At 44.6% G+C, this 25,171-nt stretch carries 25 protein-coding genes and 1 tRNA gene; 12 read left to right on the top strand and 14 right to left on the bottom strand.

Translation table 11 applies throughout. The features are described 5' to 3' along the window. Nucleotides 1-65 precede the first annotated feature (65 nt). Genes A28LD_RS04040 through A28LD_RS04030 form a run of 3 tightly spaced genes read left to right on the top strand, consistent with a single transcriptional unit; the run spans nt 66 to nt 1,140 of the window. Complete coding sequence (locus A28LD_RS04040) at nt 66-461, top strand: DsrE family protein (protein ID WP_007419792.1); 396 nt, start codon at nt 66-68, stop codon at nt 459-461. Continuing rightward, nucleotides 455-790 carry a DsrE family protein gene (locus A28LD_RS04035; RefSeq protein WP_007419791.1) on the top strand — a complete coding sequence of 112 codons (336 nt, stop codon included), beginning with the start codon at nt 455-457 and terminating at the stop codon, nt 788-790. Before A28LD_RS04040 ends, A28LD_RS04035 begins: the two co-directional genes overlap by 7 nt. Before the next feature lie 20 nt (nt 791-810). Then, a complete protein-coding gene (locus tag A28LD_RS04030; RefSeq protein WP_007419790.1) occupies nt 811-1,140 on the top strand; it encodes a TusE/DsrC/DsvC family sulfur relay protein in 330 nt (109 codons plus the stop codon). A 79-nt stretch (nt 1,141-1,219) separates the two neighbouring features. Here the strand turns inward: A28LD_RS04030 and serS are convergent, their stop codons facing one another. The 7 genes from serS to lrp all read right to left on the bottom strand — a co-directional run bounded on the left by serS (nt 1,220) and on the right by lrp (nt 8,579). Next, a complete protein-coding gene (gene serS / locus A28LD_RS04025; protein WP_007419789.1) occupies nt 1,220-2,512 on the bottom strand; it encodes a serine--tRNA ligase in 1,293 nt (430 codons plus the stop codon). 71 nt (nt 2,513-2,583) lie between these two features. After that, the gene (locus A28LD_RS11860; RefSeq protein WP_050795133.1) at nt 2,584-3,084 is read right to left on the bottom strand and encodes a fluoride efflux transporter FluC; all 501 of its coding nucleotides are present in this window, start codon (nt 3,082-3,084) and stop codon (nt 2,584-2,586) included. Nucleotide 3,085: 1 nt separating this feature from the next. Next, nucleotides 3,086-3,478 carry a fluoride efflux transporter FluC gene (locus A28LD_RS04015; RefSeq protein ID WP_007419787.1) on the bottom strand — a complete coding sequence of 131 codons (393 nt, stop codon included), beginning with the start codon at nt 3,476-3,478 and terminating at the stop codon, nt 3,086-3,088. Further along, complete coding sequence (locus A28LD_RS04010) at nt 3,475-4,788, bottom strand: replication-associated recombination protein A (RefSeq protein WP_007419786.1); 1,314 nt, start codon at nt 4,786-4,788, stop codon at nt 3,475-3,477. The genes A28LD_RS04015 and A28LD_RS04010 overlap by 4 nt, the downstream gene beginning before the upstream one ends. A gap of 15 nt (nt 4,789-4,803) precedes the next feature. Continuing rightward, complete coding sequence (gene lolA / locus A28LD_RS04005) at nt 4,804-5,460, bottom strand: outer membrane lipoprotein chaperone LolA (protein ID WP_007419785.1); 657 nt, start codon at nt 5,458-5,460, stop codon at nt 4,804-4,806. After that, nucleotides 5,460-8,015 (bottom strand): DNA translocase FtsK, encoded by a 2,556-nt coding sequence (locus tag A28LD_RS04000; protein ID WP_007419784.1) that lies wholly within the window; start codon nt 8,013-8,015, stop codon nt 5,460-5,462. Before A28LD_RS04000 ends, lolA begins: the two co-directional genes overlap by 1 nt. 81 nt (nt 8,016-8,096) lie before the next feature. Next, the gene (gene lrp / locus A28LD_RS03995) at nt 8,097-8,579 is read right to left on the bottom strand and encodes a leucine-responsive transcriptional regulator Lrp (RefSeq protein ID WP_007419783.1); all 483 of its coding nucleotides are present in this window, start codon (nt 8,577-8,579) and stop codon (nt 8,097-8,099) included. Nucleotides 8,580-8,756: 177 nt separating this feature from the next. Here lrp and ald point away from each other — a divergent pair, with 177 nt between their 5' ends. From ald to infA, 4 genes are all read left to right on the top strand, one after another. Next, complete coding sequence (ald, locus tag A28LD_RS03990) at nt 8,757-9,884, top strand: alanine dehydrogenase (protein WP_007419782.1); 1,128 nt, start codon at nt 8,757-8,759, stop codon at nt 9,882-9,884. A 132-nt stretch (nt 9,885-10,016) separates the two neighbouring features. Beyond that, nucleotides 10,017-10,979: a thioredoxin-disulfide reductase gene (gene trxB / locus A28LD_RS03985; RefSeq protein ID WP_007419781.1), complete on the top strand. Its 963-nt coding sequence runs from the start codon at nt 10,017-10,019 to the stop codon at nt 10,977-10,979. Between the two features lie 94 nt (nt 10,980-11,073). Then, nucleotides 11,074-11,799: a leucyl/phenylalanyl-tRNA--protein transferase gene (gene aat / locus A28LD_RS03980; RefSeq protein WP_007419780.1), complete on the top strand. Its 726-nt coding sequence runs from the start codon at nt 11,074-11,076 to the stop codon at nt 11,797-11,799. 87 nt (nt 11,800-11,886) lie between these two features. After that, nucleotides 11,887-12,105 carry a translation initiation factor IF-1 gene (gene infA / locus A28LD_RS03975; RefSeq protein ID WP_007419779.1) on the top strand — a complete coding sequence of 73 codons (219 nt, stop codon included), beginning with the start codon at nt 11,887-11,889 and terminating at the stop codon, nt 12,103-12,105. A gap of 111 nt (nt 12,106-12,216) precedes the next feature. Here the strand turns inward: infA and clpA are convergent, their stop codons facing one another. Further along, the gene (gene clpA / locus A28LD_RS03970) at nt 12,217-14,484 is read right to left on the bottom strand and encodes an ATP-dependent Clp protease ATP-binding subunit ClpA (protein WP_007419778.1); all 2,268 of its coding nucleotides are present in this window, start codon (nt 14,482-14,484) and stop codon (nt 12,217-12,219) included. 22 nt (nt 14,485-14,506) lie between these two features. Further along, nucleotides 14,507-14,824, bottom strand: coding sequence for an ATP-dependent Clp protease adapter ClpS (clpS, locus tag A28LD_RS03965; RefSeq protein ID WP_007419777.1), 318 nt, complete (start codon nt 14,822-14,824; stop codon nt 14,507-14,509). 311 nt (nt 14,825-15,135) lie between these two features. Here clpS and cspD point away from each other — a divergent pair, with 311 nt between their 5' ends. After that, nucleotides 15,136-15,357 carry a cold shock domain-containing protein CspD gene (cspD, locus tag A28LD_RS03960; RefSeq protein ID WP_007419776.1) on the top strand — a complete coding sequence of 74 codons (222 nt, stop codon included), beginning with the start codon at nt 15,136-15,138 and terminating at the stop codon, nt 15,355-15,357. A gap of 124 nt (nt 15,358-15,481) precedes the next feature. On the opposite strand, the gene yejK is transcribed toward cspD, so the two are convergent. Continuing rightward, nucleotides 15,482-16,543, bottom strand: a complete 1,062-nt coding sequence (gene yejK, locus A28LD_RS03955) for a nucleoid-associated protein YejK (protein WP_007419775.1) — start codon at nt 16,541-16,543, stop codon at nt 15,482-15,484. 73 nt (nt 16,544-16,616) lie between these two features. On the opposite strand from yejK, the gene A28LD_RS03950 reads away from it, so the two are divergent. Further along, entirely contained in the window at nt 16,617-16,838 is a 222-nt protein-coding gene (locus tag A28LD_RS03950; protein WP_007419774.1) for a DUF1414 domain-containing protein, read from the top strand. A 13-nt stretch (nt 16,839-16,851) separates the two neighbouring features. Beyond that, a complete protein-coding gene (locus A28LD_RS03945) occupies nt 16,852-18,450 on the top strand; it encodes a DUF3413 domain-containing protein (RefSeq protein WP_007419773.1) in 1,599 nt (532 codons plus the stop codon). 169 nt (nt 18,451-18,619) lie between these two features. Here A28LD_RS03945 and A28LD_RS03940 read toward each other — a convergent pair whose 3' ends face one another. Further along, a complete protein-coding gene (locus tag A28LD_RS03940) occupies nt 18,620-20,590 on the bottom strand; it encodes an alpha/beta hydrolase family protein (RefSeq protein WP_007419772.1) in 1,971 nt (656 codons plus the stop codon). A gap of 208 nt (nt 20,591-20,798) precedes the next feature. On the opposite strand from A28LD_RS03940, the gene A28LD_RS03935 reads away from it, so the two are divergent. Continuing rightward, nucleotides 20,799-20,875 (top strand) — tRNA-Pro (locus A28LD_RS03935). Between the two features lie 115 nt (nt 20,876-20,990). Continuing rightward, the gene (locus tag A28LD_RS03930) at nt 20,991-21,311 is read left to right on the top strand and encodes a hypothetical protein (protein WP_050795132.1); all 321 of its coding nucleotides are present in this window, start codon (nt 20,991-20,993) and stop codon (nt 21,309-21,311) included. A 7-nt stretch (nt 21,312-21,318) separates the two neighbouring features. Here A28LD_RS03930 and ltaE read toward each other — a convergent pair whose 3' ends face one another. The 3 genes from ltaE to A28LD_RS03915 all read right to left on the bottom strand — a co-directional run bounded on the left by ltaE (nt 21,319) and on the right by A28LD_RS03915 (nt 25,142). Further along, nucleotides 21,319-22,347: a low-specificity L-threonine aldolase gene (gene ltaE, locus A28LD_RS03925; RefSeq protein ID WP_007419770.1), complete on the bottom strand. Its 1,029-nt coding sequence runs from the start codon at nt 22,345-22,347 to the stop codon at nt 21,319-21,321. Nucleotides 22,348-22,458: 111 nt separating this feature from the next. Further along, the gene (locus A28LD_RS03920; RefSeq protein WP_007419769.1) at nt 22,459-24,522 is read right to left on the bottom strand and encodes a M13 family metallopeptidase; all 2,064 of its coding nucleotides are present in this window, start codon (nt 24,520-24,522) and stop codon (nt 22,459-22,461) included. Nucleotides 24,523-24,602: 80 nt separating this feature from the next. Next, nucleotides 24,603-25,142 carry a YgjV family protein gene (locus A28LD_RS03915; RefSeq protein WP_007419768.1) on the bottom strand — a complete coding sequence of 180 codons (540 nt, stop codon included), beginning with the start codon at nt 25,140-25,142 and terminating at the stop codon, nt 24,603-24,605. Between the last annotated feature and the right edge of the window lie 29 nt (nt 25,143-25,171).

The following is a 25,171-nucleotide window of genomic DNA, read 5'->3' as shown; positions in this document are numbered from 1 at the left end:
TGGATTACCTCCCGGGGCGTTTTTCGTTATACTCGCAGAATTCAGTAAATTGAAAGGCGAAGGTAATGGTAAACAGTTCGTATGTGATCATGTTGCAAGCCGCTCCCGATGATTACTTAGCGGGCCAGCAAGCCTTGCAGTGCGCACAAGATTTAGTAACTAAAGGCAACCAGCTTAAGCAGGTTTTCTTCTATGGCCCCGCGGTGATCTATGCCAATCAGTTTTTACAAGGCCCTAGTGGGGCCCCTAACCTGCAAGAGCAATGGCGCAAATTCTCAACTGAAAACAATATCCCGCTTGTGGTGTGTGCCACTGTTGGAAGCCAATATGGTTTAGAAGCCCTGCCCCCACCCGCGGGTAATCTAGCAGAAGGCTTTGTTGCTGGTGGCTTAGCTGAGTTTATTGAAACACTTGCCAAAGCAGAGCATTTTCTGCAATTTCAAGGAAGCGGCTCATGCTAATGTTTCACTTTACTAAGCCTGCAAGCCACGCAAGTGCGCGCCAAGGTTTAGATATGCTACTCATGGCTCTAAGCCTCGATCAGCCGTGTTGCGCCGTATACAGTGGTAAGGCAATTTTACAGTTACTAGAGCCTAAGGGCAGTTTCGATCCGTTAAAGAAATTAGGCCTGCTCGATGCTGTGTTTGATTTTGCAGAAATCTATGTTGATAGCGCATCATTAGCCGAGAACCATTTATTAGCATCTAGCTTTCGAGTACCGGTAAAGGTTATTGATAGCTTAAAAATAGAGCAACTTAACCAACAAGCTAAACACAAGCTCCAGTTTTAAAAAATCACTTTAGAGCATATATGATTGAATTTAATGGCGTGAGCTACGCAACCGATAAACACGAATACTTGGCTGATTTTTCGGCTTGGTCACCGGAACTGGCTGAGTATATCGCTAGCTTAGAAAATATTGAAATGAGCCCAGCTCACTGGGAAGTGGTGAATTTTGTGCGGGCATTTTACGGTGAATACGAAACTAGCCCAGCAATGCGGGTTCTGGTTAAAGCTGTTGCGAAATCTTTGGGTGAAGATAAGGGTAACAGCCGGTATCTCTATAAGCTTTTTCCAAAGGGCCCGGCCAAACAAGCTACGCGCATTGCGGGGCTACCCAAACCAGCTAAATGCATTTAATGTTCACCTACAAAAAAGACAACCACTTGGGTTGTCTTTTTGTTTGTCACTCTTTTTGCTTACCACGCGTATTGCATAATTAGCGGTGAATAGCTTCCACACCATTCATATACGGGCGTAATACTTCAGGCACCAGCACAGAGCCATCGGCTTGTTGATAATTCTCTAGAATAGCCACTAGTGTGCGCCCTACTGCTAGCCCAGAACCATTTAATGTGTGCAGCAGCTCAGGCTTCTTGGCACCTTTACGGCGAAAACGTGCTTGCATTCTCCGCGCTTGAAAATCGCCCATATTTGAACACGAGCTAATTTCGCGATAGGTATCTTGGCCCGGTAGCCAAACCTCTAAATCGTAAGTTTTACAAGCACCAAAGCCCATATCGCCAGTACACAATAATACTTTGCGGTAAGGTAAATTTAGCAATTGCAGCACTTTTTCAGCATGCCCGGTAAGTTCTTCCAATGCTTGCATGGAATCTTCCGGCTTCACTAATTGCACCAGCTCCACTTTATCGAACTGATGTTGACGAATAAGCCCGCGCGTATCGCGGCCGTGTGAGCCCGCTTCACTGCGAAAACACGGCGTGTGGGCAGTCAGCTTAATCGGTAGCTCTGCTTCGTCATAAATTTCATCGCGGGCTAAATTCGTTAACGGAACTTCAGCAGTTGGAATCAACGATAACGCAACCTGATCTTGGCTTTCACCTTCAACATGAAATAGATCTTTACCGAATTTCGGTAGTTGGCCAGTGCCATACAAACTTGCGTGGTTCACTAAATAAGGCACATAGGTTTCCGCGTAACCATGTTGATCGCTGTGTAGATCGAGCATAAATTGCGTGAGTGCACGGTGCATACGAGCTACACCACCGTTCATTACCACAAAACGAGCAGCGGTAAGTTTCGCTCCTTGGCTGAAATCTAGGCCATTATTTAAGCCTTCAGCCACATCAACGTGATCTTTCACATCGAAAGCGAACGTTGGTGGCGTACCAAACTTGCTAATCTCAACATTTTCATTTTCATCAGCGCCTTCTGGCACCTCAGCTGCCGGTAAGTTCGGCACACTTGCAATTACCGCCTGCAACTCATCTTGCACCTGATTAAGCTCAGCTTTTGCAGCTTCAAGTTGCTCACCTAAGGAGCCAACTTCAGCAAGCAACGGCTCAATATCCTCACCGCGAGATTTAGCTTGGCCAATCGATTTTGAACGGCTATTGCGCTCACTTTGCAGGGTTTCAGTGCGAACCTGAATTTCTTTCCGGCGTGCTTCTAAATTGGTGAGCGTTGCCACATCTAATGTAAAACCGCGGCGTTTCAAGCCTGCTGCCGTTTCTTCAATACCTTCACGAAAGTGTTTCGCATCTAACATTCACTATTCTCACTTCTTTGATCGAGGCGTTGCCGCATTGAGCTGATTTGCAAGAAACCGCTAACGCCGCATCACTTAAATTTATTGTTTGAATTATACCGATTCCGAGCCAGCAAGAAACCAAGCATCAGCATAAATAATCCAAATATAATTGATATTAGTAAATATCCAAGCGCGGCAACCTGATTTGAAACGGCAACACCGGCAATAATTACAGGCTCGGTAAGTAACTGTAGTAAATCTTTACTGAACCCTGAAAAGGTTGTTAGTGCAGCAAATAATCCGCTGCTGTAAAACAGAAACCATGCATTGGAAATCTGTTTCCCGTGGTGTTTTGTTAAGAATAAGCGCCGTGCAGTTACCAGCCCCAACCCAAAGCAACCTATCGCATTCACTAACACAGTAGCGAAAGGGAAATCACTACTCGCATAGAGCATGAGCTCTCCGCTTTGACCATGAATCAGCATATAGAAGCAGGCTCTAAGTAACGCACCTAAAGCGCCACCAAGTGCCACCGCGCAACTAAGCGACATCAGCTCAGTTAGCTTAATTCTGGTGCGATAAACGTTCACGCTATCCAAAGTAGCCACCCGCACCAATAAAGTAACCCATAGCGATTGCAAAAACAGATAAAAGCACACTGGCGTTCATATATAAAAAAGCCATTACCGGCTTTTCTCTGAGCATGCTCTGAAATTCTAGAATGTAAGTAGAAAACGTTGTAAAGCCGCCGAGTAAACCAAACTCAAAGAAAACAAACGCATTCACAGCCGCTTGTGGCGTTAAGCCCTGATGGCTGCGCAAATTAATGAGGGCCAATACAAAACCTAAAACAAAAGCGCCGATAACATTAACACTAAAGGTTGCCGGCATGCTGATACCAAAGCGCCACAACGAAAAGCTGGTTAACCAATATCGGAGAACAGCACCAAGTGCCCCACCCCCTGTAATATATAGCCACATCATTTATCTGAATCTTGCCAGCGTTGCCAATCACTTTGGCTATCGAGTTGCTGTAGCCGATCGAGCTTTTCCTTGATTTTCATTTCTAAGCCCCGATCGCTCGGCTGATAATAATGCTTATTAGCTAATTCAGGTGGCAAATACGATTCACCAGCCACATAAGCCTGGGGATGATTATGCGCATACTGATATTCAGCACCAAAACCTTCTTGTTTGTGAATTTTGGTTGGTGCATTGCGCAAATGCTCTGGCACTGGATACGATTCACCATCTTTGGCAAGCGCCAGCATTTCGTTAAATGCGTTATACACCGAATTGCTTTTCGCAGCGCTGGCACAATAGATAGTGGCTTGGGCAATGGCACGTTCCCCCTCTGCGGGCCCCACTCGATGATAGGTATCCCATGCATTTAACGCCAATTGCAAAGCGCGAGGATCGGCATTGCCAATATCTTCTGAAGCAATGGCAAGCAGGCGGCGCGCAACGATAAGTGCATCACCACCACCGGCTAGAATACGGCAATACCAATACAACGCCCCATCGGGAGAAGAACCCCGAACCGATTTATGAAAAGCAGAGAGCAAATCGTAATAAAGATCGCCTTTGTTATCGAATAAAACGCCCTTCTCACCCACTGCATCGGCTAATAGAGCCGCACTAATAGTTTCGCCATCTTCAACAAAATCAGCAGCAATCTCAATCGAGTTCAATAAACGCCGGGCATCACCGGCAGCAACTCGAAACAAGTATTCGCGGCCATCACTACTCAAACTTAGGTTGCGTTCGCCCAAACCGCGCTCTTTATCCGATAACGCTTGATCAATAACCGTGCCTAAATCTTGATCTGAAAGCACTTGCAGGCGATAGGTGCGCGCTCGCGAGAGCAACGCATTGTTTAATGCAAAACCGGGGTTTTCGGTGGTAGCTCCCACAAAAATAATAGTGCCATCTTCAATGTGCGGTAAAAACGCATCTTGTTGGCTTTTATTAAAACGGTGTACCTCATCAACGAACAACAGTGTTTTTTGCTGAAACATACCATCGCTTTGGCGCTTCTTAGCTGCATCAATAGCTTCACGAATATCTTTCACACCAGAAGTAACTGCAGAAATTCTCGCCACGTGAGCATCGGCTACCGCTGCCATTAATTCCGCTAACGTGGTTTTGCCAGTTCCTGGAGGGCCCCACAGGATCATAGAATGCAAATGCCCCTGCTCAAGTGATTTTCGCAGGGGCTTGCCAGAGGCGAGAATGTGTTGTTGCCCAACATACTCTTTAAGTGTACGCGGCCGCATTCGGGCCGCTAACGGCATAAAGTTGCTCAACCTTTACTCCCGTTGGTCGTCAATATCAGTTCCGGGAGCAACCTTAAAGTTAAATTGTTCATCGTTAATTGGTTCGTTTTGTGCCTCTATCCGCAGATGAAAAATACTCTTTTGCCCTTGCCCGTCATCAACTACCAATTGCTGTAGTTGTTCGTCTTCGAACCCCAAAGTCAGGCTCGATCCATAGGATTGCGGGTCGATAACGCGCCAAAACTGCATTACCGATGCCTGCGTATCGCTCACCGCTACTGAAGAAATTTCAGTTATCTCAAAGTTATTCCAATTTGCTGCAGAATCGAGCAGCAACAGCAATGGGTTGGCTTCCATCGCATCTGCTTGCGTGTATAGAGTAACCTGTTCAATGAAGGGGTTATAAAACCAAATCGTTTCGCCATCAGCTACCAAAACAGAAGCATCGGGTTCATCGGTTACCCAGCGTAACTTCGCTGGCCGCTGCAAGTAAAAGCTTCCAGCCGCCTCTTGCAATAGCTGTTCATTATCAAACACTTCCTGTACAAATGTGCCCTGCAAACTATGCAGTTTTTCAAGTTGTTCTTGCAACTCATTACTTTCAGCATGAGCTGGGTTGGTTGTTATCAACAAAACTGACGACAACGCCAAAACACTTATACCGACAACAGAAGCTATTTTTCGATACATCAAAATTCCCTCGGTGGTTTAGGGGCAATTACTTCACGGGCGCCATTGTGCCCTGCTGAAGATACGACACCAGAAACTTCCATTTGTTCTACAATACGAGCAGCCCGATTGTAACCAATGCGGAATTTTCTTTGAACGCTAGATACTGATACGCGGCGGCTCTCTGTTACAAAAGCTACTGCTTCATCATAAAGTGCATCCGATTCCACATCATCGTCGCTTGCCTCACCAGGCAACAAACTATCATCGCCCTGATCGCCTTTAAGAATCTCTTCAAGATAATTTGGTCTACCGCGTTTTTTCCAATCTGCAACTACAGCATGTACTTCGTGGTCATCCACGAATGCACCATGTACCCGTACTGGAACGCCAGAACCCGGCGGCATGTATAGCATATCGCCTTGACCAAGTAGGTGCTCTGCCCCGCTTTGATCAAGGATAGTGCGAGAATCAATTTTCGAAGAAACTTGGAATGAAATCCGCGTTGGGATATTCGCTTTAATTAAACCGGTGATTACATCAACCGATGGCCGCTGAGTGGCGAGAATTAAATGAATACCTGCTGCACGTGCTTTTTGTGCTATTCGTGCAATTAGCTCTTCTACTTTCTTGCCAACAATCATCATCATATCGGCAAGCTCATCAACTACCACAACAACGTAAGGCAATTTACCTAGTTCTGGAGCGCGTTCATCCATCGAATCGCCCGGCTTCCAAATAGGATCGCGCAACGGTTCACCCGCTTCAATCGCGTCGAGAACTTTTTGGTTGTAACCTTTGAGATTACGCACGCCTAATGCCGACATCAGTTTATAACGGCGTTCCATTTCACCCACACACCAACGCAGCGCATTAGCCGCATCTTTCATATCAGTTACAACTTCAGTTAATAAATGCGGGATGCCATCATAAACCGATAATTCGAGCATCTTCGGGTCGATCATAATCATTCGCACATCTTCGGGCTGCGATTTATACAGCATGCTCAGAATCATTACGTTAATACCCACCGATTTACCCGAACCGGTAGTACCTGCTACTAATAAATGTGGCATTTTTGCTAAATCAACGGTAACGGGTTTGCCTGCAATATCTTTACCCAAAACCATACTTAAGGGCGAGCTCGATTTATTAAAACTCTCGCTTTCAATAACTTCACTCAACCGCACAATTTCACGATTTTTATTTGGAAGCTCCAAACCAACGTAAGATTTCCCGGGAATAACTTCAACAACGCGAACCGCAATTGCAGAGAGCGAGCGGGCAATATCTTTTGCTAAGTTTGAGATTTTACTCACCTTCACACCCGGCGCTAAATCAAGCTCAAAACGCGTAACCACCGGGCCTGGTTGCACTCCAGCAACTTGCACATCAACACCGAAATCTTTAAGTACCGCTTCTACCGTTCTGCTTACTTGATCTAATTCTTCTTGGCTGATTGGATTTTCGGTACGATTGGCTCTATCAAGCAAGCTAATCGCTGGCAGCTCACTTACCCATTTGGGCGCATCAGCCGCAGCGCCATTTTGTGGGCTCGCCTGCGCTTTACCAGCCACCGTAGTGCTATTATTTGCTATGGGAACAATGTTCTGTTGCTTGCGCAACACTTGTGGAGCCGGCTCATCTTCTTCAATATCGAAAGGTGGCTCATCATCAATATTCGACCACAGCGCTTCCTCGCTAATTTCATCAGCGTGGTTTGAACTCATTGAAGGCAACTCTTCAGGCTCATCGGCTAAACGGCCATGCGCCAGAGGCATATTATCCCAGTTATCATCATCACCCTGTGCAGTGATAGAGTTCGTTACCACTTTCTTCTTGCGCTTAAATACTGCGCTAAAACGTTGCCCTAAACTTAGTTTCTTGGGCTTTTCATTTGCCTTACTAACAGCCGCAGGCTTTTCAGCACGATCAATAGACGAATCTGCGCTTTGCTTTGATTTACTGCCCTTCGCACTTGCTCCACCGCCGGTAAATAATGCTTTACCGCTATTCCACACCCATAGCCCTGCCAAAATAAAAGATTCGCCAATTTTATCTACCAAACCTATCCATGAAAGCCCGCTTATTAAGGTTATGCCGGTGAGTATAAAAGTAAGCAAAACTAGCGAAGTGCCAGCTAGATTGAAGTAAGGAAGCATTGCTCCGGTAATTACATCGCCCAGCAAACCACCCGGCGAGAAATTAAAAACTGGCTCAATATTTAAGCTTGCTAGCCCAGTAGCGCCCAATAAAAACAACAACACGCCAACTAAACGTAAGCCTAATGTGAGGTAATCTAAACTGATTAACCGCCGCGGTCGATGGAAAACCACGTAACCAAAACCCGCAACAACAAATGGAATGCTGTACGCCAATGCACCAAATGCAAACAGCAGAATATCCGCAAACCAGGCGCCTATAGCCCCCGTTGCGTTTTGAATATCTTGGGTATGGCTGGATTGAGACCAGCCAGGATCTGCTGGATTGAATGTGAGTAACGAGGTAAGCAAAAATATTGCTAACGCTCCACACAATATCAAGCCGGTTTCCAGTAGCCGCTGTACGCCGTTCATAATGCTCCGCTATTCTAATAGTTGTTGCTGATGCGCCGAATTCACTCGATATTTATCATTCTACCGAAAAGATTACCAAGTTCAGCCTTTTATCACTACTTTATTCTCTTGTTTTACCGCTTCCATCACTACATAAGTGCGTGATTCGTTTACACCTGGCATATTTAACAAGGTTTCACCCAGCAATTTACGGTATGCAGCCATATCAGCCACCCTAGCTTTCAGTAAAAAATCAAAATCACCAGAAACTAAATGGCATTCCAAAATTTCATCTGTTTTACGCGCTGCATCGCTAAATTCGGCGAATACATCCGACGATGTCTTACTTAACGTGATCTCCACGAAAACGAGCAAGGGCGTACCCAGTTTATCGGGGTCGATACGTGCATGATATCCTTTAATTACGCCGTTACGTTCAAGCTTGCGCACACGTTCTAAGCAAGGAGTTGGGCTTAACCCCACCTCTTTGGCAAGTAATACGTTAGATATTCTGCCTCGCTCTTGCAAGATGCGTAAAATTTTCCGATCTAGCCTATCAATAGTTATTTTATCGTGTTCTTTCATGTTCACCAGCACATTTAACTGCAATTAACACTAAATATAGCATAAATGAGCAATTTTACACCCGAAAAAAGTAGGTCACGCCGGATTGAGCTGAGCTATACTTTGCCCAAATTTTACTTCGATAATATTCCTCGCGAATAGAATTGAAACACACTGAAACTTGAGGCTCTAAACGTTATGTTGATTGGTGTACCTAAAGAAATTAAAAACCACGAATATCGCATTGGCTTAACTCCTGCAGCGGTCCGCGAATACGTAGCACACGGCCACGATGTAATCATTCAACGCGATGGTGGTTTATCGATTGGTTTTACTAATGAAGATTATGAAAATGCCGGCGCTCGTATTATCGATACGCCAGAAGAAATCTTCGCTAGTGCTGATATGATTGTAAAAGTTAAAGAGCCGCAGCCAGGCGAATGTAAACAACTTCGCGAAGGCCAAATTCTCTACACTTATCTTCACCTTGCACCAGATCCAGAACAAACTCGCCTATTAGCAGAGGCCGGTGTTAGCGCAATTGCTTATGAAACCGTTACCGATAATCGCGGTGGTTTACCGTTATTAGCACCGATGAGTGAAGTTGCTGGCCGTATGGCAATCCAAGCGGGTGCGCACAACCTAGAAAAAGCTCATGGCGGCAGCGGTACGCTATTAGGCGGTGTTCCTGGCGTTGCGCCGGGTAAAGTATTGATTATTGGTGGTGGTGTAGTAGGAACGCAAGCCGCTAAAATGGCGGTAGGCCTCGGTGCTGAAGTAACCATTCTTGATCGTTCACTACCGCGCTTGCGTGAGCTCGACGATATTTTTGGTGGCCGTATTAAAACTGTATATTCCACAGTTGATGCAATTGATGCCTACTCGCGCGAAGCCGATTTAGTAGTAGGTGCGGTATTAATTCCTGGCGCTGCAGCACCGAAATTACTAACTCGTAATCACATCAAAAATATGAAGCCCGGCTCGGTTTTAGTTGATGTGGCAATCGATCAAGGCGGTTGTTTTGAAACTTCGAAAGCAACCACACACCAAGATCCAACTTACGTTATCGATGATGTAGTGCATTATTGTGTTGCTAACATGCCAGGCGGCGTTGCACGTACTTCTACTATTGCCTTAAACAATGCGACTTTGCCATATGGTTTGGCTCTTGCGAATAAAGGCCTTGATGCGCTAGCCAACGATACTAACTTGCGCAATGGTTTGAATATGCACAAGGGCTACATCACGTACAAAGCGATTCATGATGATTTAGGTGAGCAATTAGGCCTTGAATATTTAGACCCATTACACGCTATTCAAATCTAATATCACGGGCAACCGTTACGATAAGCGTACAAAAATAAAGAGCCGGTTTTAAACCGGCTCTTTACGCTTGTGCAACATCTGCCTACAATAACCCTCAAATTTTTTTCGAATAAGAACAGTGGAGTTGTATTCATGGCTGAAGTGAAGCACTGCAAACTTCTAATCTTGGGCTCAGGCCCAGCAGGTTACACCGCTGCAGTTTATGCAGCACGCGCAAATCTCAATCCAGTTTTAGTTACCGGCATTCAACAAGGTGGACAGTTAACCACAACTACCGAAGTTGAAAACTGGCCTGGCGATCCTGAAGGCCTAACCGGCCCAGATCTCATGGTACGAATGCAAAAGCATGCCGAACGTTTTGATACTGAAATCGTCTTCGATCATATTAATAGTGTTGAATTCAACCAACGCCCTTTCCGGCTGAAAGGCGATTCAACTGAATACACCGCTGATGCCGTGATTATTGCCACCGGTGCTTCCGCTAAGTATCTAGGCCTGCCTTCTGAAGATGCGTTTAAAGGCCGTGGTGTTAGCGCATGCGCTACCTGTGATGGCTTCTTCTATCGTGGTCAAAAAGTATGTGTTGTGGGTGGTGGTAATACTGCAGTTGAAGAAGCACTTTATCTATCCAACATAGCCGAAGAAGTACATGTGATTCATCGCCGTGATAGTTTCCGAGCAGAAAAGATATTAATCGATCGCCTTATGGCAAAAGCCGAAAGCGGTAACGTTGTTTTACATTTACATCAAACACTCGATGAAGTACTCGGCGACCAAATGGGTGTTACTGGCATTCGTATGAAAGATTTCCGCGATGGCAGTACCTCTGAGCTCGAGGTTCAAGGCGTATTTATTGCTATCGGCCACCAGCCAAACACACAAATGTTTACTGAGCAGCTGGATATGGAAAATGGCTACTTGAAAGTTCAATCTGGCCTACACGGAAATGCCACGCAAACGTCTATTCCGGGTGTTTTTGCCGCTGGCGATGTGAGCGATCATATCTATCGCCAAGCTATTACATCTGCCGGAACCGGCTGTATGGCTGCGCTTGATGCAGAACGTTTTCTTGATGCACTTGAGAACGATAAATAAGCTCGATATCGTTACCATTGAGAGCCAGCCGCTATCTCCTATGCTGGCTCTCAATGTTTTTGCTCTTCAGTAGATGGCGGAGAGAACCAACCCTATGAGCTTTCTCACCGGTTTAGATGATACCCCGAGCGATTACCCCTTCCCTGATGCAGAAAAGGCACTGGCCGACCCTGACGGCCTCTTAGCTGCAGGTGGTTGCCTATCAATTCAACGCTTACTGAACGCCTATCAGCATGGTATTTTTCCATGGTACAGTAAAAATGATCCGATATTGTGGTGGAGCCCAAGTGAACGCGCTGTTATTCACCCGAACGATTTGTATATAAATAGAAGCTTACGTAAGTTTTTAAAAAAACACCCCTACCAAGTTACACTAAACACCGCATTTGAAAACGTAATTCAAGCTTGTGCAACTATTCCACGTAGCCCTGGCAACGGCACCTGGATTACTGCTGAAATGATTGCTGCGTACATTGCCCTTCATTACGCTGGGCATGCCCACTCTGTTGAAGTATGGCATAACCAACGATTAGTAGGCGGCCTATATGGTGTGCTCGTGGGGCAAACGTTTTGTGGTGAGAGCATGTTTAGCACACAAACAAACGCCTCTAAGGTTGCACTCATTGCTTTACGCGACCATCTTACACCTGCAGGTTTGGCGCTTATTGATTGCCAAATTGAAAACCCGCATTTAAGCAATATGGGTGCGGTAACCTTAAATCGAGCTGATTTCATTCGGCATTTGGCGGCAAATTCAAACCTAATTTCCCCCGTTTTTTTGCAAACAACCGAATTGAGTGTGTTAGATATTGGCAATTAGGTTAAAAAAGCGGTAAAATCCCTCGCGCTTAAAAACGGCCAGCTACTTTAAGTTAAAGCTAGGTCAATAAAGAATACAGAGGATTTAATGGCGAAAGAAGACAGCATTGAAATGCAGGGCACGATTCTAGACACCCTGCCAAATACCATGTTCCGCGTTGAACTTGAAAACGGGCACGTGGTTACTGCGCATATTTCAGGGAAAATGCGCAAAAACTACATTCGTATCCTAACCGGTGACAAAGTTACCGTGCAGCTTACTCCTTACGATTTAAGCAAGGGCCGCATCGTTTTCCGCGCTCGTTAATTATTAACGTTCTAGCAGCCTACGAGTAAAGAAAAACCCAGCCTTGATAGCTGGGTTTTTTCGTATCTGCGATCTTGATGCTTTACTTGCACCTAACGCCAGCCCCAAAAGTTAGGAAGGTACTGCTTCATTAGCGTTATCATAAACGAACGCAATCTCATCGCCATTTTCATTCAAGCGCGCTTTCACATTACCGCCTTGATGCAGCTGGCCAAACAAAATTTCGTTTGCCAACGGTTTTTTCAAGTGTTCTTGAATGATCCGCGTCATTGGCCGGGCACCCATTGCTCTATCGTAGCCTTTCTCGGCAAGCCATTCTAAAGCACTCGTTTCTACTTCCAATGAAACACCTTTTTTATCAAGCTGTGCTTGGAGTTCACAGATAAACTTATCAACCACCTGCAAAATCACTTCGGTGTTCAAATGTTCGAACCAAATAATGCCATCTAACCGGTTGCGAAACTCTGGGGTGAAAACCTTGTTGATTTCCGATAGTGCATCAAACTTATTATCTTGTTGCTGGAAACCGATGGAAGTTCGCTCCGTTTCGCGTACACCCGCGTTTGTTGTCATTACTACTACAACGTTGCGGAAATCAGCTTTGCGGCCATTGTTATCGGTTAAAGTGCCGTTATCCATAACCTGCAACAAAACATTGAAGATATCACTATGCGCTTTTTCGATTTCATCGAATAGCACTACACTATAGGGGTTTTTAATAACCGCTTCCGTTAATAAACCGCCCTGCTCATAACCTACATATCCGGGAGGAGCACCGATTAACCGGCTTACCGCATGGCGTTCCATATACTCCGACATATCAAAACGCAGGAGTTCTATACCCATGGCTTTCGCTAGTTGTTGAGTAACTTCAGTTTTACCCACTCCTGTAGGACCAGCAAACAAGAACGAGCCAACGGGTTTGTGTTCACCACCTAAACCTGAGCGCGATAAACGAATAGCGGCAACTAAACTATCGATTGCTGAATCTTGGCCAAAAACCACCATTTTGAGGTTTCTATCCAGTTGTTTCAGCATACTCTGATCATTTCGCGATACTGATTGCGCCGGCACCCGTGCAATCTTCGCAATAATCGCTTCGATATCGCCCACACCTACAGTTTTTTTACGCTTTGAAGGCGGTAACAAACGTTGGCTTGCGCCCGCTTCATCAATTACATCTATAGCTTTATCAGGTAAATAGCGCTCATTAATATATTTAGCTGATAGTTCCGCGGCAGCGCGTATAGCTGGCTGCGTATAGCGAATACCATGGTGGGCTTCATATTTATCACGTAAGCCCATAAGAATTCGGGTGGTATCCTCAACCGAAGGTTCACGCACATCAATTTTTTGGAAACGCCGAACCAAAGCTCGGTCTTTCTCAAAGATATTTTTGTATTCTTGATACGTGGTGGAGCCAATACACTTCAACTCACCATTAGTAAGCAAAGGTTTGAGTAAGTTGGAGGCATCCATAACACCGCCAGAAGCAGCCCCTGCACCCACAATGGTATGAATTTCATCAATAAACAGAATGGCATGCTTTTGTTTGCTTAACTCTTTTAGCAGCGCTTTAAAACGTTTCTCGAAATCACCGCGATATTTAGTTCCTGCTAATAAACCACCCATATCTAAGCTGTATATCACCGCATCGGCAATAACTTCAGGTACATCTTTTTCTACAATACGCCACGCTAGCCCTTCGGCAATTGCAGTTTTACCTACTCCCGCTTCGCCCACTAATAACGGATTATTCTTCCGACGCCGGCACAGAATCTGTACTGTACGTTCCAACTCTTCTTCACGGCCAATAAGAGGGTCGATTTTGCCGGCTTGCGCTCGCGCATTCAAATTCACGCAAAAACGCGCTAAGAACCCTTGTTCTTGATCGTCACTATTGCCAGTAGCTTGCTCTTGTTGCGCGGAGCTTTCATCTTCAGTTCGCGAAATACCATGGGAAATAAAGTTAACCACATCGAGGCGGGTTACTTCATGCTTGTTTAATAAATAAACGGCTTGTGATTCTTGCTCGCTAAATATTGCCACCAGCACGTTAGCGCCGGTAACTTCAGAATTGCCTGATGATTGCACATGGAACACGGCACGTTGCAACACGCGCTGAAACCCTAGCGTTGGTTGAGTATCGCCCTCACCTTCATCTTCCTCGGCAAATTTAGGAGTGCTCCGCTCTATATAAGTAAGTAATTCTTCTTTTAATACTGCAAAATTAATGGCGCAGGCCCGCAACGCTTCGGAAGCTTCGGGGTTTTCTAATAACGCAACCAGAAGGTGTTCAACAGTCATTAATTCGTGTTGACGATCCCGTGCGATACGGAACGCATCATTCAACGAAATTTCGAGTGCTTTGTTCAGCATACTGCTCTCCTTACTTCACAAATCATGCCTGCTCCATCGTGCAGAGCAGTGGATGCTGGTGTTCACGGGAATATTGATTCACCTGTACCACCTTCGTTTCTGCAATTTCTGCAGAGTACACACCACATACGGCTTTTCCGCGCTCATGGACTTGTAACATAACTTCAGTTGCGGCTTCCGAATTTAATCGAAAGAACTTAACTAACACTTCAATCACGAAATCCATGGGTGTGTAATCGTCATTATTCAACATCACTTGGTACATAGAAGGTGGCTGTAAATCAATTTTTACCGCGTCATCTAAGTGATGCTCAGGAATGGAATCACTATACTTGCTCATACGTTACTTGCTTATACCTTTAATATAGCCAGATTTCTGGCACATGGTTAGCGACAATTCGATCTTTTTCGTTAAAAAAATGTAACAAATTTGCACACAATCACTTGACTATTTTTTAGTCTTATCTAAATTAACACATGGTACTGTTTGCTGCAGATTTCAAGTTCACTGGATTAATATAGATTTTTTAACTAATAATCACGTATTACCGCCCGAAAAACAGCAGCCCTTACCGCGCACCATTCCAATAATAAAAAGGTGCGTTACATGAAAATACAACAACACACTATACGCAAGAAGGAAGTAGAAGTATGGCTACCGGTAAAGTCAAATGGTTCAATAATTCTAAAGGATTTGGTTTCATAGAATCTGAAGATCGTAGTGGTGATATCTTTGCACACTATTCAACCATTCAAATGGAAGGATATCGCACACTCAAAGCTGGCCAAGAAGTTGATTTTGAGCTTGAAGAAGGCCCTAAAGGGCTTCATGCTATACAAATCGTTCCTCAGGGCGGCGAAACCAAATCATAAACCCATGATTTAAAATTTATAGAATTAATTGTAATTGCTAGCGTGTGAAGGGCCGAAAGATAATAATTTCGGCCCTTTTCTTTTAGAACACTACTACTTTTTCACTATCAATGCACAGCGTGATTTAATCATTCATACCGTAAAATCTTCGCAACTGATCCCGTAAATTTGGAGGAGTTCCTTTAATCGTTATGGTATCGGTATCTACATCATAAGAAACTCTTTGGCCGAGCATGCCTTGATCAAAAGCCATACTTAAGCCACCGCCTTGGCCCTGAAATTTTACCAGTTGCCGTAAGCTGCTTCGATCAGCTGGGAAGCTTTCTGGAATTTCTGTGCCTTTACGCTCATTAAATTCCTTAAGCGATGGAGCACCTTGGTCTTGCAAGCGCTGATCTAAATCATCCATACGCACTTGCTCACCCTGCTGCCACTGCTCGCCACAGTATTCAAATACACTTTTACGAACATCATTGGCGCCGTCAGCCGGAATATCTGAGGCTTTTACAAACGCTTGAACAGTATCTACCAGTTGTTTTGTACTATTTTTAGAGTTTACGCGTTCTGCACACCCTAAGAAATCAAGAAAAAACTCTGCGGTTTTTCGTCCCGTTTTACCTTTAATGAACGATACATAGTAGAAATCATCAGCTTTCGCCTGAAACTCGGTTAGGTTAATACGTGCCGCGAGTTGAACCTTGGTAACATCAAGCTGAGCCGATTTATGTACACTTAAATCAGGCTGTACCATAACCCCTTCGCGAACGGGTAAGAAACTAACCAGTAGAAATCTATCAGAACCCTCTTGGTAATCCGCAAGCAATAGAAAACCTGATTCCGCAAATGAATAACGAGAAAGCTCTTGCTGTAGTAATCGCGAAACCTGTTGTGAAAACTCAACAAAATCATCCGCTTCTGTTAACCATTGGTTCAGCAATTTCGGGAACTCTGGTTCCGGTATTTCCTCTCCTGCTGCGCGCGCGCCCTCGTATAAAGGGTCTTCTGCGCTCACAAAGCTAGCATAACCTTTACTTGGTTTGGCATTGTAAACTTGATTCATTTCATCCAGTAAACTCGCAACCTCGGCTTCACTATTAAGTGCTGCGGGTGAAAAGCGTAATCCAAACTCGCCGGCAGGATCTTGATAAACTTGGTGAACAATACTGGCTGTTACCTTCAATGTCATGGCTCTCTCGCTATGCAACTATCTGATTTATGTTAAACTTGTATTATTCTAACACGGAGCCGGGGCCATCATCATGCCGATTGTTTCAAAATACGATCAAGAACGACAAGACCAGTTAATAGATAGCATTCTAGATATTCTGGCCAAAGATAAAGCACCGAATGATTTGGCACTAATGACCCTTGGCAATGTTGTAACTCACATTTTGCAAGAACACGTACCGGCACAAAAGCGGCAAGCCATTGCCAAACAATTTGGCCAGATACTGCTACAATCAGTAGCAAAAGAGCAATAAAAAGAAGAGTGCTATGGGTAAATATAAGCAACGCGATCGTATCGCAAAATTAGTAAGTTGGGGGCACTGGTTCACGCTCGCCAACATTCTTATTTGCCTAGTGATTGGCTTATTTTATGTACAAAGTGCATTAGATAGCACAAGTGCCTTGGCTACCGGTTATCTAATCATCAGCTGGCTAGGGCATTTTGCATTTTTACCATTCGTATTTTTTATTGTTTTAGTGTTTCCATTTTGCCTTATTTTACCGTACTCCGGGATACTTCGCGGTTACGCTGCTGTAATCGCAAGTATTGGCATATTTGCATTGTTGTTTGATGCTATTTTCTTTGGCCAATATGGCTTCCACTTAAACACCTACTCACTTACACAACTCGCGGCTGACGCTGAGGAGTGGTTCCCTGGCGGCAGCTTCTTAATGCTGCTGGTAGTGATATTCTCATTCTTGTTCATTCTCGGATTACAGCTCATTTTAGCTAACCTAAGCTGGAAGCGACATGATTCTCTGCAAGGACAAGGTTTTGCAAAAGTTCTGGCGGCTGTATTTATTGGTTCTTTCCTCATTAGCCATAGCACGCACATTTGGGCTGATGCGAATATCTATACCCCCATTACTCAACAAGATGATTTGTTTCCATTATCTTATCCAACAACAGCAAAATCGCTTATGGCGCGGCACGGTTGGATTACGGTAGAAGGCTTTCAATCACAAAGTGATAGGCTAACTGGGAATCAGCGTTTAGTTGCACGATACCCTCATACACCTATGCTTTGTAGCAAGTTTTCAAGTAATCAAGGGGTTACGATTATTGCGTTTGATTCACTTTCTAGTGCTCAACAAACCGAATTAACTCAAGCAATACCTACGCTGCAGCTTCATCAGCACCGCCATTTAGGCCAACGCCAAGTGCCTACAGCGGTATACAATTTGTTGTACGGAATGCCCGATTTATATACAGAAAGCCTTAAACAACAAAATGTGGATCCAGCTTATTTGCAGATCATGAATGATTTCGCCACGCCAGTACGGCTATTTAGTACTGAAGAATTTCCAGAGCATGCCCTCCCAGCCGCTTTAGAAAGTAGCTTCACGCTTTTTTCTGGCCAGGTAAATTATAACTTTACTCTTGATATCGTTCTCGCAGCTAATTTAGATACCGCGAACATTATTGAATTTTTAGCACAGCAGCCGAGTACACAACAAATTATCATAACGGCACTTACTAATCGTCAACTTACCGGGAGTATGGTAAATGCTGATCCACAAAGTTTAGCGGTTCCTCTCTACACGCTTAACATGCAGCTAAACAACCGACAATTATCGACATTAGAAGATATAGTACCCACTGCGCTGAGCAATTTTATGTCGTGTGCTGATGGCTTCCGCAGCTTTACTAACGGCCAAGATATGCGTCAAGAAAGCCGTAATCTGCCAAGAGTTATGAGTGTTCGGCCATATATTTATATTTTTGAAAATAGCCAAACTACGGTAATAGATGAGAACGGTGATATGCAGCTATTTAATGCAGATGGTGAAATTGTACCAGGTGCTGTGCCGCCTACCCCCGTATTCATTCAGAGCTTGCGAGAACTCCAGCGCTTTGGAGGTTAGGTTTACATGATAGTACTGTATTACCAACGTTAATGGCCGATTATTGATAAGAAAGGGGGCTGCTATCTTAAGATAGAAGCCCCCTTTTTGTTATTTTTCGAATCCGGCGCAAGCGTTGCTTTAGTTTCAACGCAACACTTGCGCCATTAGTACAACTCGATGCTAAACTTTAGTTGGCTTCACCAATATGTTTATTGAAGAACGCTAACATCTTTTGCCAACGTTCAACGTTATTTTCAGGCTTGTAAAAGCCGTGGCCTTCATTTTCCTTAAGCATCCACTCATAAGGGTGTTCCCGCTCTTCAAGTGCTTCGCGTAAACGTTCCGCTTGAACAACCGGAACACGAACATCACGGCCACCATGAATAATAAACACAGGCGCTTTCAACTTATCGAGATTATGAAGTGGTGATTGTGCTCTACGCCCAGCAGAATCTTGTGGCAGCACAGTGTTTAAGAAATTTACACCGGCCTGCCCTTGAGGAATATCTCCATCAGTAAACATTAAATCAAGATCATATACACCCACGAATCCAACGGTACATTTATACAAATCGGGTTCGCGAACCGCGCTCATCAATGCAGCATACCCGCCATAAGAAGCCCCATAGGCGCACACGCGGCTTTTATTAATAATGCCTTGCTCGGCTAAGTGCAGAACACCATCGGTCATATCATTGATCATTGTAGTACCCCAGTTACGGTAACCAGCCTCCAAGAATTCACGTCCAAATCCTCCTGAACCACGGAAGTTAGGTTGCAAAACCGCATAACCGTTTTGTGCCAATACTTTTGCATCTGGATCCATATAAGTAACGGAATCACGAATACCATGCGGGCCACCATGCGGCAGCATAATCAATGGTAAATTTTCGGCAGTCTGCCCTTTTGGTAACGTTAACAACGCATGAATATCAAGGCCATCGCGGCTCTTGTACACTATCGTTTGCGTTTCTGGCAAGCTCGGATTATTCAGCCAAGGGGTTGCTGCAGCGAGTTCGGTAAGTTGCGTTTTTTCTGTATCAAACAAAAAGAACTGGCGAGGGTGATTCGCACCGCTCACCGTAAGAATCATTTGTTTGTTGTCGTGAGTTGCAGAGTTTACGCCTACCGAACGCCCGGGAAAGGTAGCCATCAAACTTTGTACTACACGGCTAAACGATTCATCTTGTAAACCATCAAAAAATACCGCATCGATGCCTTCATATTCATAAGCAGCGCCAATTACTTCATACGGCCGACCTTTGTTAATACTGAAAATCGGCATCAAATCAGTACCAGGATGAACCGCTAATATCTCTTCTTCTCCGGTTTCAATATTGAGTAGTGAAATTGCTCTAGTATCGGAATCGCGATCGCTTAAACCCATCAACAAATTTTGGCTTGCGGTAAACGCCAACGGGCTAAAACCACCTTCATTTTCATTATGGCGCATTAATTCCGACCAATTATTCGAACGCCCTTCCCGAACCATAGTAATAATTTGATTATTTCGTTCGGGATCCACACCTACAGCAACGCGCGGCTCTCCGCCACTATCTGTAATAACCTGTACCGATGTGCCACGGCGAGCCCGAAGTGGAATACGCCCTTCACTGCGCTTGCGGCCGGAATCAACGCGCATCTTATAGATATCTAACCAGGGTTCTTGTGAGGTCATAGAATAACTTGAAATCAATACTTCACGCGGGTTATCTGGTAGCCAATCTACCACTGATGAAATGACTCGCTCGCCATCTCGAGAACGAGGGCCAGTTAATATAACGCGGCGTGAGCCATTCGCATCCATAGCAAACAATTCCCCGGTAGGAATTGGCGCATCGAGCGCTCCTACTTCGCGAGCCATGGTCATGAGTAAACGATCATCGCTTACCCAATTGAAAGTATTAACCGATTCATTGCCGCGTAACTCAGTAGCTGAAAGTACAGCGCGAGAATTAATATCTAACACGGTGAGGCGAATGCCTCCCTCTTCATTACGGCTTGTGGCTGCTAAATATTTACCCTGTGGCGATATCTTCACATCGATGAATTGGGCATGACGCGCATAATCTTGCAAGCTAATTGGTGCGGTATCATTCGCATGAACACTGAAACCAACTGTAAGCATGGCAGTAACTAACAGGAGTGCTTTCTTCATAACTAAACCTATGTTTATTATTCTGATTAGTAATATTTCAAAACTACCACGAAATCTTGAAAATACCACTGTGTAAAATGTTATACGGTGAGAAATGTTATTCCTTACCTTACCCCATTGCTGATGCTTAAAATAACAGCAGTTAACGGATTCAATCCACTATGAAGCTTGCCATTTCTGCACGAAACCGTATTATAGCCAACTCGGTCGGCGTGTGGCGCAGCTTGGTAGCGCACTGTCATGGGGTGTCAGGGGTCGGAGGTTCAAATCCTCTCACGCCGACCAATTCTCTTCTTCTGCAAATTCTGATTAAAGAATACACTGCTCTAGCATGCTCTCTCTGAATATTTCTGGAAATTTCGGTATAATGATGTCTGGTTATTTCTACAAGGCAAACTCTATGATGTATCGTTCTCGATTTAAGGCCTACACTGCCGCCATGCAAAATAAACTTAAAGAGGCCAATAATAGTGGCGTTTTCGCGAGGATAATTGCTTGGATAGTGCTAGGGATGCTGCTTGTGGTAGGTATTGCCGTGTTCGTATTTATGCTGCTTTTAAGTTGGTTGCTTATCCCGATTATGATTTGGCGCGGAAAACGAAGAATGGCAGGGTTTCAAAACAAAGCCGCTCAACAACAAGCTGAGCAGCAAAATGCGCACCAAAACCAGCCTCAACAAGGCCGCGTTTTTGATGCGGAAGTAATTAATAAATCAGATTAACCGAACCTCACACAAGGGCTCGGCGAAAACCTTGAACGATTCGCTCAACATCTTCAGTTTGAATATCCAAATGCGTAACCAATCGCATTTTTTTGCTACTTGGCGCTTTAATGCCCTCTTGCTGTAATATATTGCTCACCTTTTTAGCGATATCTGCGCTCTCAAAGTGTAAATAAACCATATTAGTTTGCACCGGCTCAACACTAAAAGTAGAGCTGTTTAGAGCCTGTAATTTAGAAGCCAACAAGTGTGCATTTTCATGATCGGCAGCAAGGCGCTCTATATTGTTATCAAGGGCATAATCAAGCGATGCAGCTATAATACCTGCTTGCCGCATGCCGCCACCGAGCATTTTTCGCCAGCGGCGAGCGCGCTTGATCAATGCTTCTGAACCTACTAAAACAGAACCGATCGGTGTTCCGAGCCCTTTTGAAAAGCACACCGACACACTATCAAATGGCGCTACCATCTCTACCAATGGCGTATTACTTGCTACCTGAGCGTTAAATAATCGTGCCCCGTCTAGATGTAGTTGCAGATTATGTTTATCGCAAAGTATTCTTGTTGCAGAAATAAATTCTGGTGACACTATTTTGCCACAGTGGGTGTTTTCCAGTGCAATAAGGCGTGTAATTGGAAAATGAGGATCATCAACTTTGATTTTGCTCGCCAATACATCAACACTCAGACTACCATCGGCTTGTACTGGCACAGTTTGTGGCACTATTCCGCCCAACACCGCAGCACCGCCCGCTTCATAACGATAAGTGTGATATTCCTCACCTACAATATATTCTTCGCCGCGCTGACAATGGCTCAGAAGCGCAATTAAATTACTTTGCGTACCACTAGTACACAAAAGTGCTGATTCTTTAGCAAAAAGTTTTGCAACCCGCTGTTCAAGCAAATTTATTGTGGGATCTTCCCCGTACACATCATCGCCTGTTTGCGCAGCTAGCATATATTCACGCATTGCAGCGCTTGGCTGAGTAACCGTATCGCTGCGTAAATCAATTGTTTTATTGGCTATAATCACTCACATAATTCCTTAACAAACCGGTTCGAATTGCTTCAAAAAACCGTATTAAAAACGCCGGTAATTACCGGCGTTTAGTACCACTCAATGATTCCTAACTGAGTGCCTGAACTACCAAATTTTCACGCGAATATCATCGCCGCGATACATTTCATCGCCTGGCTCCACATCAAACGCTTGGTAAAACTCTGGCATGTTAGATAACGGCCCAAGAACGCGATACTTACCAGGTGAGTGTGGGCCCACCACTACTTGCCGGCGCAACGCTTCATCACGGAACTTAATGCGCCAAATTTGCCCCCAGCCAACAAAGAAACGTTGTTCGCCGGTGAAACCATCTATCACTGGTGCCTCATTACCCGCCAGTGAATTCCGATAACCGCGAAGCGCTACGTTTAGGCCACCTAAATCTGCGATATTTTCACCCAAGCTCAATGCACCTTGTAGGTATAAATCGTCTATTGGATTAAACGCGCTAAATTGATCAACTACCTGTTGCGCGCGCGTTCTGAACTGTTCTTCATCAACCGGGCTCCACCAATCACGTAAATTACCATCACCATCTGAACGCCGGCCTTGGTCATCAAAGCCATGGGTTATTTCGTGGCCGATTACTGCACCAATTGCACCATAATTTACTGCATCATCGGCGTTAACATCAAAAAATGGTGGCTGTAGAATGGCAGCAGGAAAAACGATTTCATTCATAGTAGAGCGATAATATGCATTAACCGTTTGCGGTGTCATACCCCAATCATAAGCATCAACAGGCTCACCTAAACGACTTATCATGCGATCGTATTCACAATCAGCTGAGCGGCGCATGTTTCCAAACAAATCATCTGCTTCGATAGTAACGCAATCATAATTACGCCATTTTTCTGGATACCCGATTTTCGTAGTGAAAGTAGCCAGTTTTTCATGTGCTTGTGTTTTTGTTTCTGCTGTCATCCAATCAAGTTGGTCGATCGCTTCACCAAACGCGATTAAAATATTATCAACCATCTCGGCCATTCGCTCTTGTGCTTCAGGTTTAAAATGGCGCGCTACGTATTCTTCGCCAACCATGAAGCCCAGTACGCTCTCCACTGCACTTACCGCCCGGCGCTCACGTGAACGATCTTCCTCAAGGCCTTGTAGAATTCGGCCATAGAAATCAAAACTAACAGCGGCAAAATTACTACTTAACATGCTAGCTGATGAACGCAAAGCATGGAATTTTAGATACGTTTGCCAATCAGCTACGGCAATATTATTTTGCATGCGAGCAAATGCAGCCATGTAATCAGGTTGCCGAACAACGATTTCCGCTATATCTAAATCAGCCGCAGCAATAAAGGCCTGCCAATCAAAATCTGGCGCTGCCTCGGTAAGTTCTTCGATACTCATTTTGTTATATGAGGCAACACGATCACGATTTTGAATTCTGCTCCAATGCTCTGCTGCAATCTGAGTTTCAATTGCAAGTATGGTTTCCGCTGCTGTTTCGGCATTCGCCCAACCTGCCTCATTCCAAAGCTCTTGGATGAATTCGGCATATTGCCTGCGCAATATTTGATTGCGTTCATCATCGCTTAAATAATAATCACGGTCGGGTAACCCCAAACCGGATTGGCTTAACGAGGTAACGTACTGATCAGAACTCATTTGATCTTGGCCAACGCTCAGAGCGATAGGTGTACCAGCACGGTAGCGCTGCTGTTCTCCCCAATAAGTGGCTAAAGCAGCATGAGAATCCAACGCATCAATTGTAGCAAAATCTTCAGCTAACGGGCTTAGGCCAAGTTCTTCAATGCGCTCTTCATCCATATATGAGCGAAACAAATCACCGATTTTTTGTTGGTTACTGCCAGCAGCACCGCTGCCATTTGCCGCTTCTCGAACAATTTCCAGTACGTGCTCCTCAGCACGCTCACGCAATTCATCGAAGCTTCCCCAGCGCGCACGATCACTTGGTATTTCAGTACGCGCCAGCCATTGGCCATTTACGTAGCGAAAGAAATTATCTTGCGCACGCACTGAAGTATCTAAGTTTTCAGTTTGTACACCAGAGCTTAATTGCGTTTGGTTAACGCTACTTGTATTGCCCTCAGTATTCTCTGATGGTGCTTCTGAACACGCTGCTAAACCAAGCGCTAAGGCAATTCCGAATGCCAATGATGAAACTTTCCGCATACCTTTATTCCTATTGTTTTGTTAGTTTTCGCAATATGTAAACCTCGGTAGAACCGCTGTTTTAATTAATAGTTATTCTTTTATTCCTGCATGCCCTTCGCAACACCCACTTCGGCGGCCGCAGCTAATCTTTTCTCGCTGCGTAACTTGAGGAAAATGCTAATTAAATTTGAAACATTAAACAACACACCAAATGGGCTAAGCACCAAAATTGAATAAATCAGCATCAGTGATTCAGCAAGAATAAACCAACGCCTAATGGCATGGGCACTTTTCAAAATGATAGAGCCAACGGTAAAAATCAGCGAAGCAGTGTACGCAATGAAAAGCACCACTGAGTTTTGCAAAACGAACCATTCCCAAAGGCAGAAAACGATATTAAGTAAAACAAAAACGAGCAATACGGAAATGCTTTGATAGCGAATAGCTACGATATTTCGAACCGCGCCAATGGCTAAGCCAATACCCGCAGCTGAAGCGCCGAGCATAAAGAAATGAATACTTAAACAGGCCAACGCAAAAGCTGATATTAAACGATAGCCATTAACGGTTTCTTGGCGGTAACCGATAAAATTAATAATAAGTGCCAAGGCACCAAAAATGTGTACTGCGTAATCCATAATATCTTCCATTGCGGCGCTAGATTGGC

This window comes from Idiomarina sp. A28L (assembly GCF_000218785.1).
Lineage (GTDB): Bacteria > Pseudomonadota > Gammaproteobacteria > Enterobacterales > Alteromonadaceae > Aliidiomarina.
This window is presented reverse-complemented; position numbering and strand designations above follow the sequence as displayed.

Coding starts and splice junctions, on each gene's coding strand:
- A28LD_RS04040 (WP_007419792.1), top strand. CDS start 66: ATGGTAAACAGTTCGTATGTGATCATGTTGCAAGCCGCTCCCGATGAT.
- A28LD_RS04035 (WP_007419791.1), top strand. CDS start 455: ATGCTAATGTTTCACTTTACTAAGCCTGCAAGCCACGCAAGTGCGCGC.
- A28LD_RS04030 (WP_007419790.1), top strand. CDS start 811: ATGATTGAATTTAATGGCGTGAGCTACGCAACCGATAAACACGAATAC.
- serS (WP_007419789.1), bottom strand. CDS start 2,512: ATGTTAGATGCGAAACACTTTCGTGAAGGTATTGAAGAAACGGCAGCA.
- A28LD_RS04015 (WP_007419787.1), bottom strand. CDS start 3,478: ATGATGTGGCTATATATTACAGGGGGTGGGGCACTTGGTGCTGTTCTC.
- A28LD_RS04010 (WP_007419786.1), bottom strand. CDS start 4,788: ATGCCGTTAGCGGCCCGAATGCGGCCGCGTACACTTAAAGAGTATGTT.
- lolA (WP_007419785.1), bottom strand. CDS start 5,460: ATGTATCGAAAAATAGCTTCTGTTGTCGGTATAAGTGTTTTGGCGTTG.
- A28LD_RS04000 (WP_007419784.1), bottom strand. CDS start 8,015: ATGAACGGCGTACAGCGGCTACTGGAAACCGGCTTGATATTGTGTGGA.
- lrp (WP_007419783.1), bottom strand. CDS start 8,579: ATGAAAGAACACGATAAAATAACTATTGATAGGCTAGATCGGAAAATT.
- ald (WP_007419782.1), top strand. CDS start 8,757: ATGTTGATTGGTGTACCTAAAGAAATTAAAAACCACGAATATCGCATT.
- trxB (WP_007419781.1), top strand. CDS start 10,017: ATGGCTGAAGTGAAGCACTGCAAACTTCTAATCTTGGGCTCAGGCCCA.
- aat (WP_007419780.1), top strand. CDS start 11,074: ATGAGCTTTCTCACCGGTTTAGATGATACCCCGAGCGATTACCCCTTC.
- infA (WP_007419779.1), top strand. CDS start 11,887: ATGGCGAAAGAAGACAGCATTGAAATGCAGGGCACGATTCTAGACACC.
- clpA (WP_007419778.1), bottom strand. CDS start 14,484: ATGCTGAACAAAGCACTCGAAATTTCGTTGAATGATGCGTTCCGTATC.
- clpS (WP_007419777.1), bottom strand. CDS start 14,824: ATGAGCAAGTATAGTGATTCCATTCCTGAGCATCACTTAGATGACGCG.
- cspD (WP_007419776.1), top strand. CDS start 15,136: ATGGCTACCGGTAAAGTCAAATGGTTCAATAATTCTAAAGGATTTGGT.
- yejK (WP_007419775.1), bottom strand. CDS start 16,543: ATGACATTGAAGGTAACAGCCAGTATTGTTCACCAAGTTTATCAAGAT.
- A28LD_RS03950 (WP_007419774.1), top strand. CDS start 16,617: ATGCCGATTGTTTCAAAATACGATCAAGAACGACAAGACCAGTTAATA.
- A28LD_RS03945 (WP_007419773.1), top strand. CDS start 16,852: ATGGGTAAATATAAGCAACGCGATCGTATCGCAAAATTAGTAAGTTGG.
- A28LD_RS03940 (WP_007419772.1), bottom strand. CDS start 20,590: ATGAAGAAAGCACTCCTGTTAGTTACTGCCATGCTTACAGTTGGTTTC.
- A28LD_RS03930 (WP_050795132.1), top strand. CDS start 20,991: ATGATGTATCGTTCTCGATTTAAGGCCTACACTGCCGCCATGCAAAAT.
- A28LD_RS03920 (WP_007419769.1), bottom strand. CDS start 24,522: ATGCGGAAAGTTTCATCATTGGCATTCGGAATTGCCTTAGCGCTTGGT.
- A28LD_RS03915 (WP_007419768.1), bottom strand. CDS start 25,142: ATGGATTACGCAGTACACATTTTTGGTGCCTTGGCACTTATTATTAAT.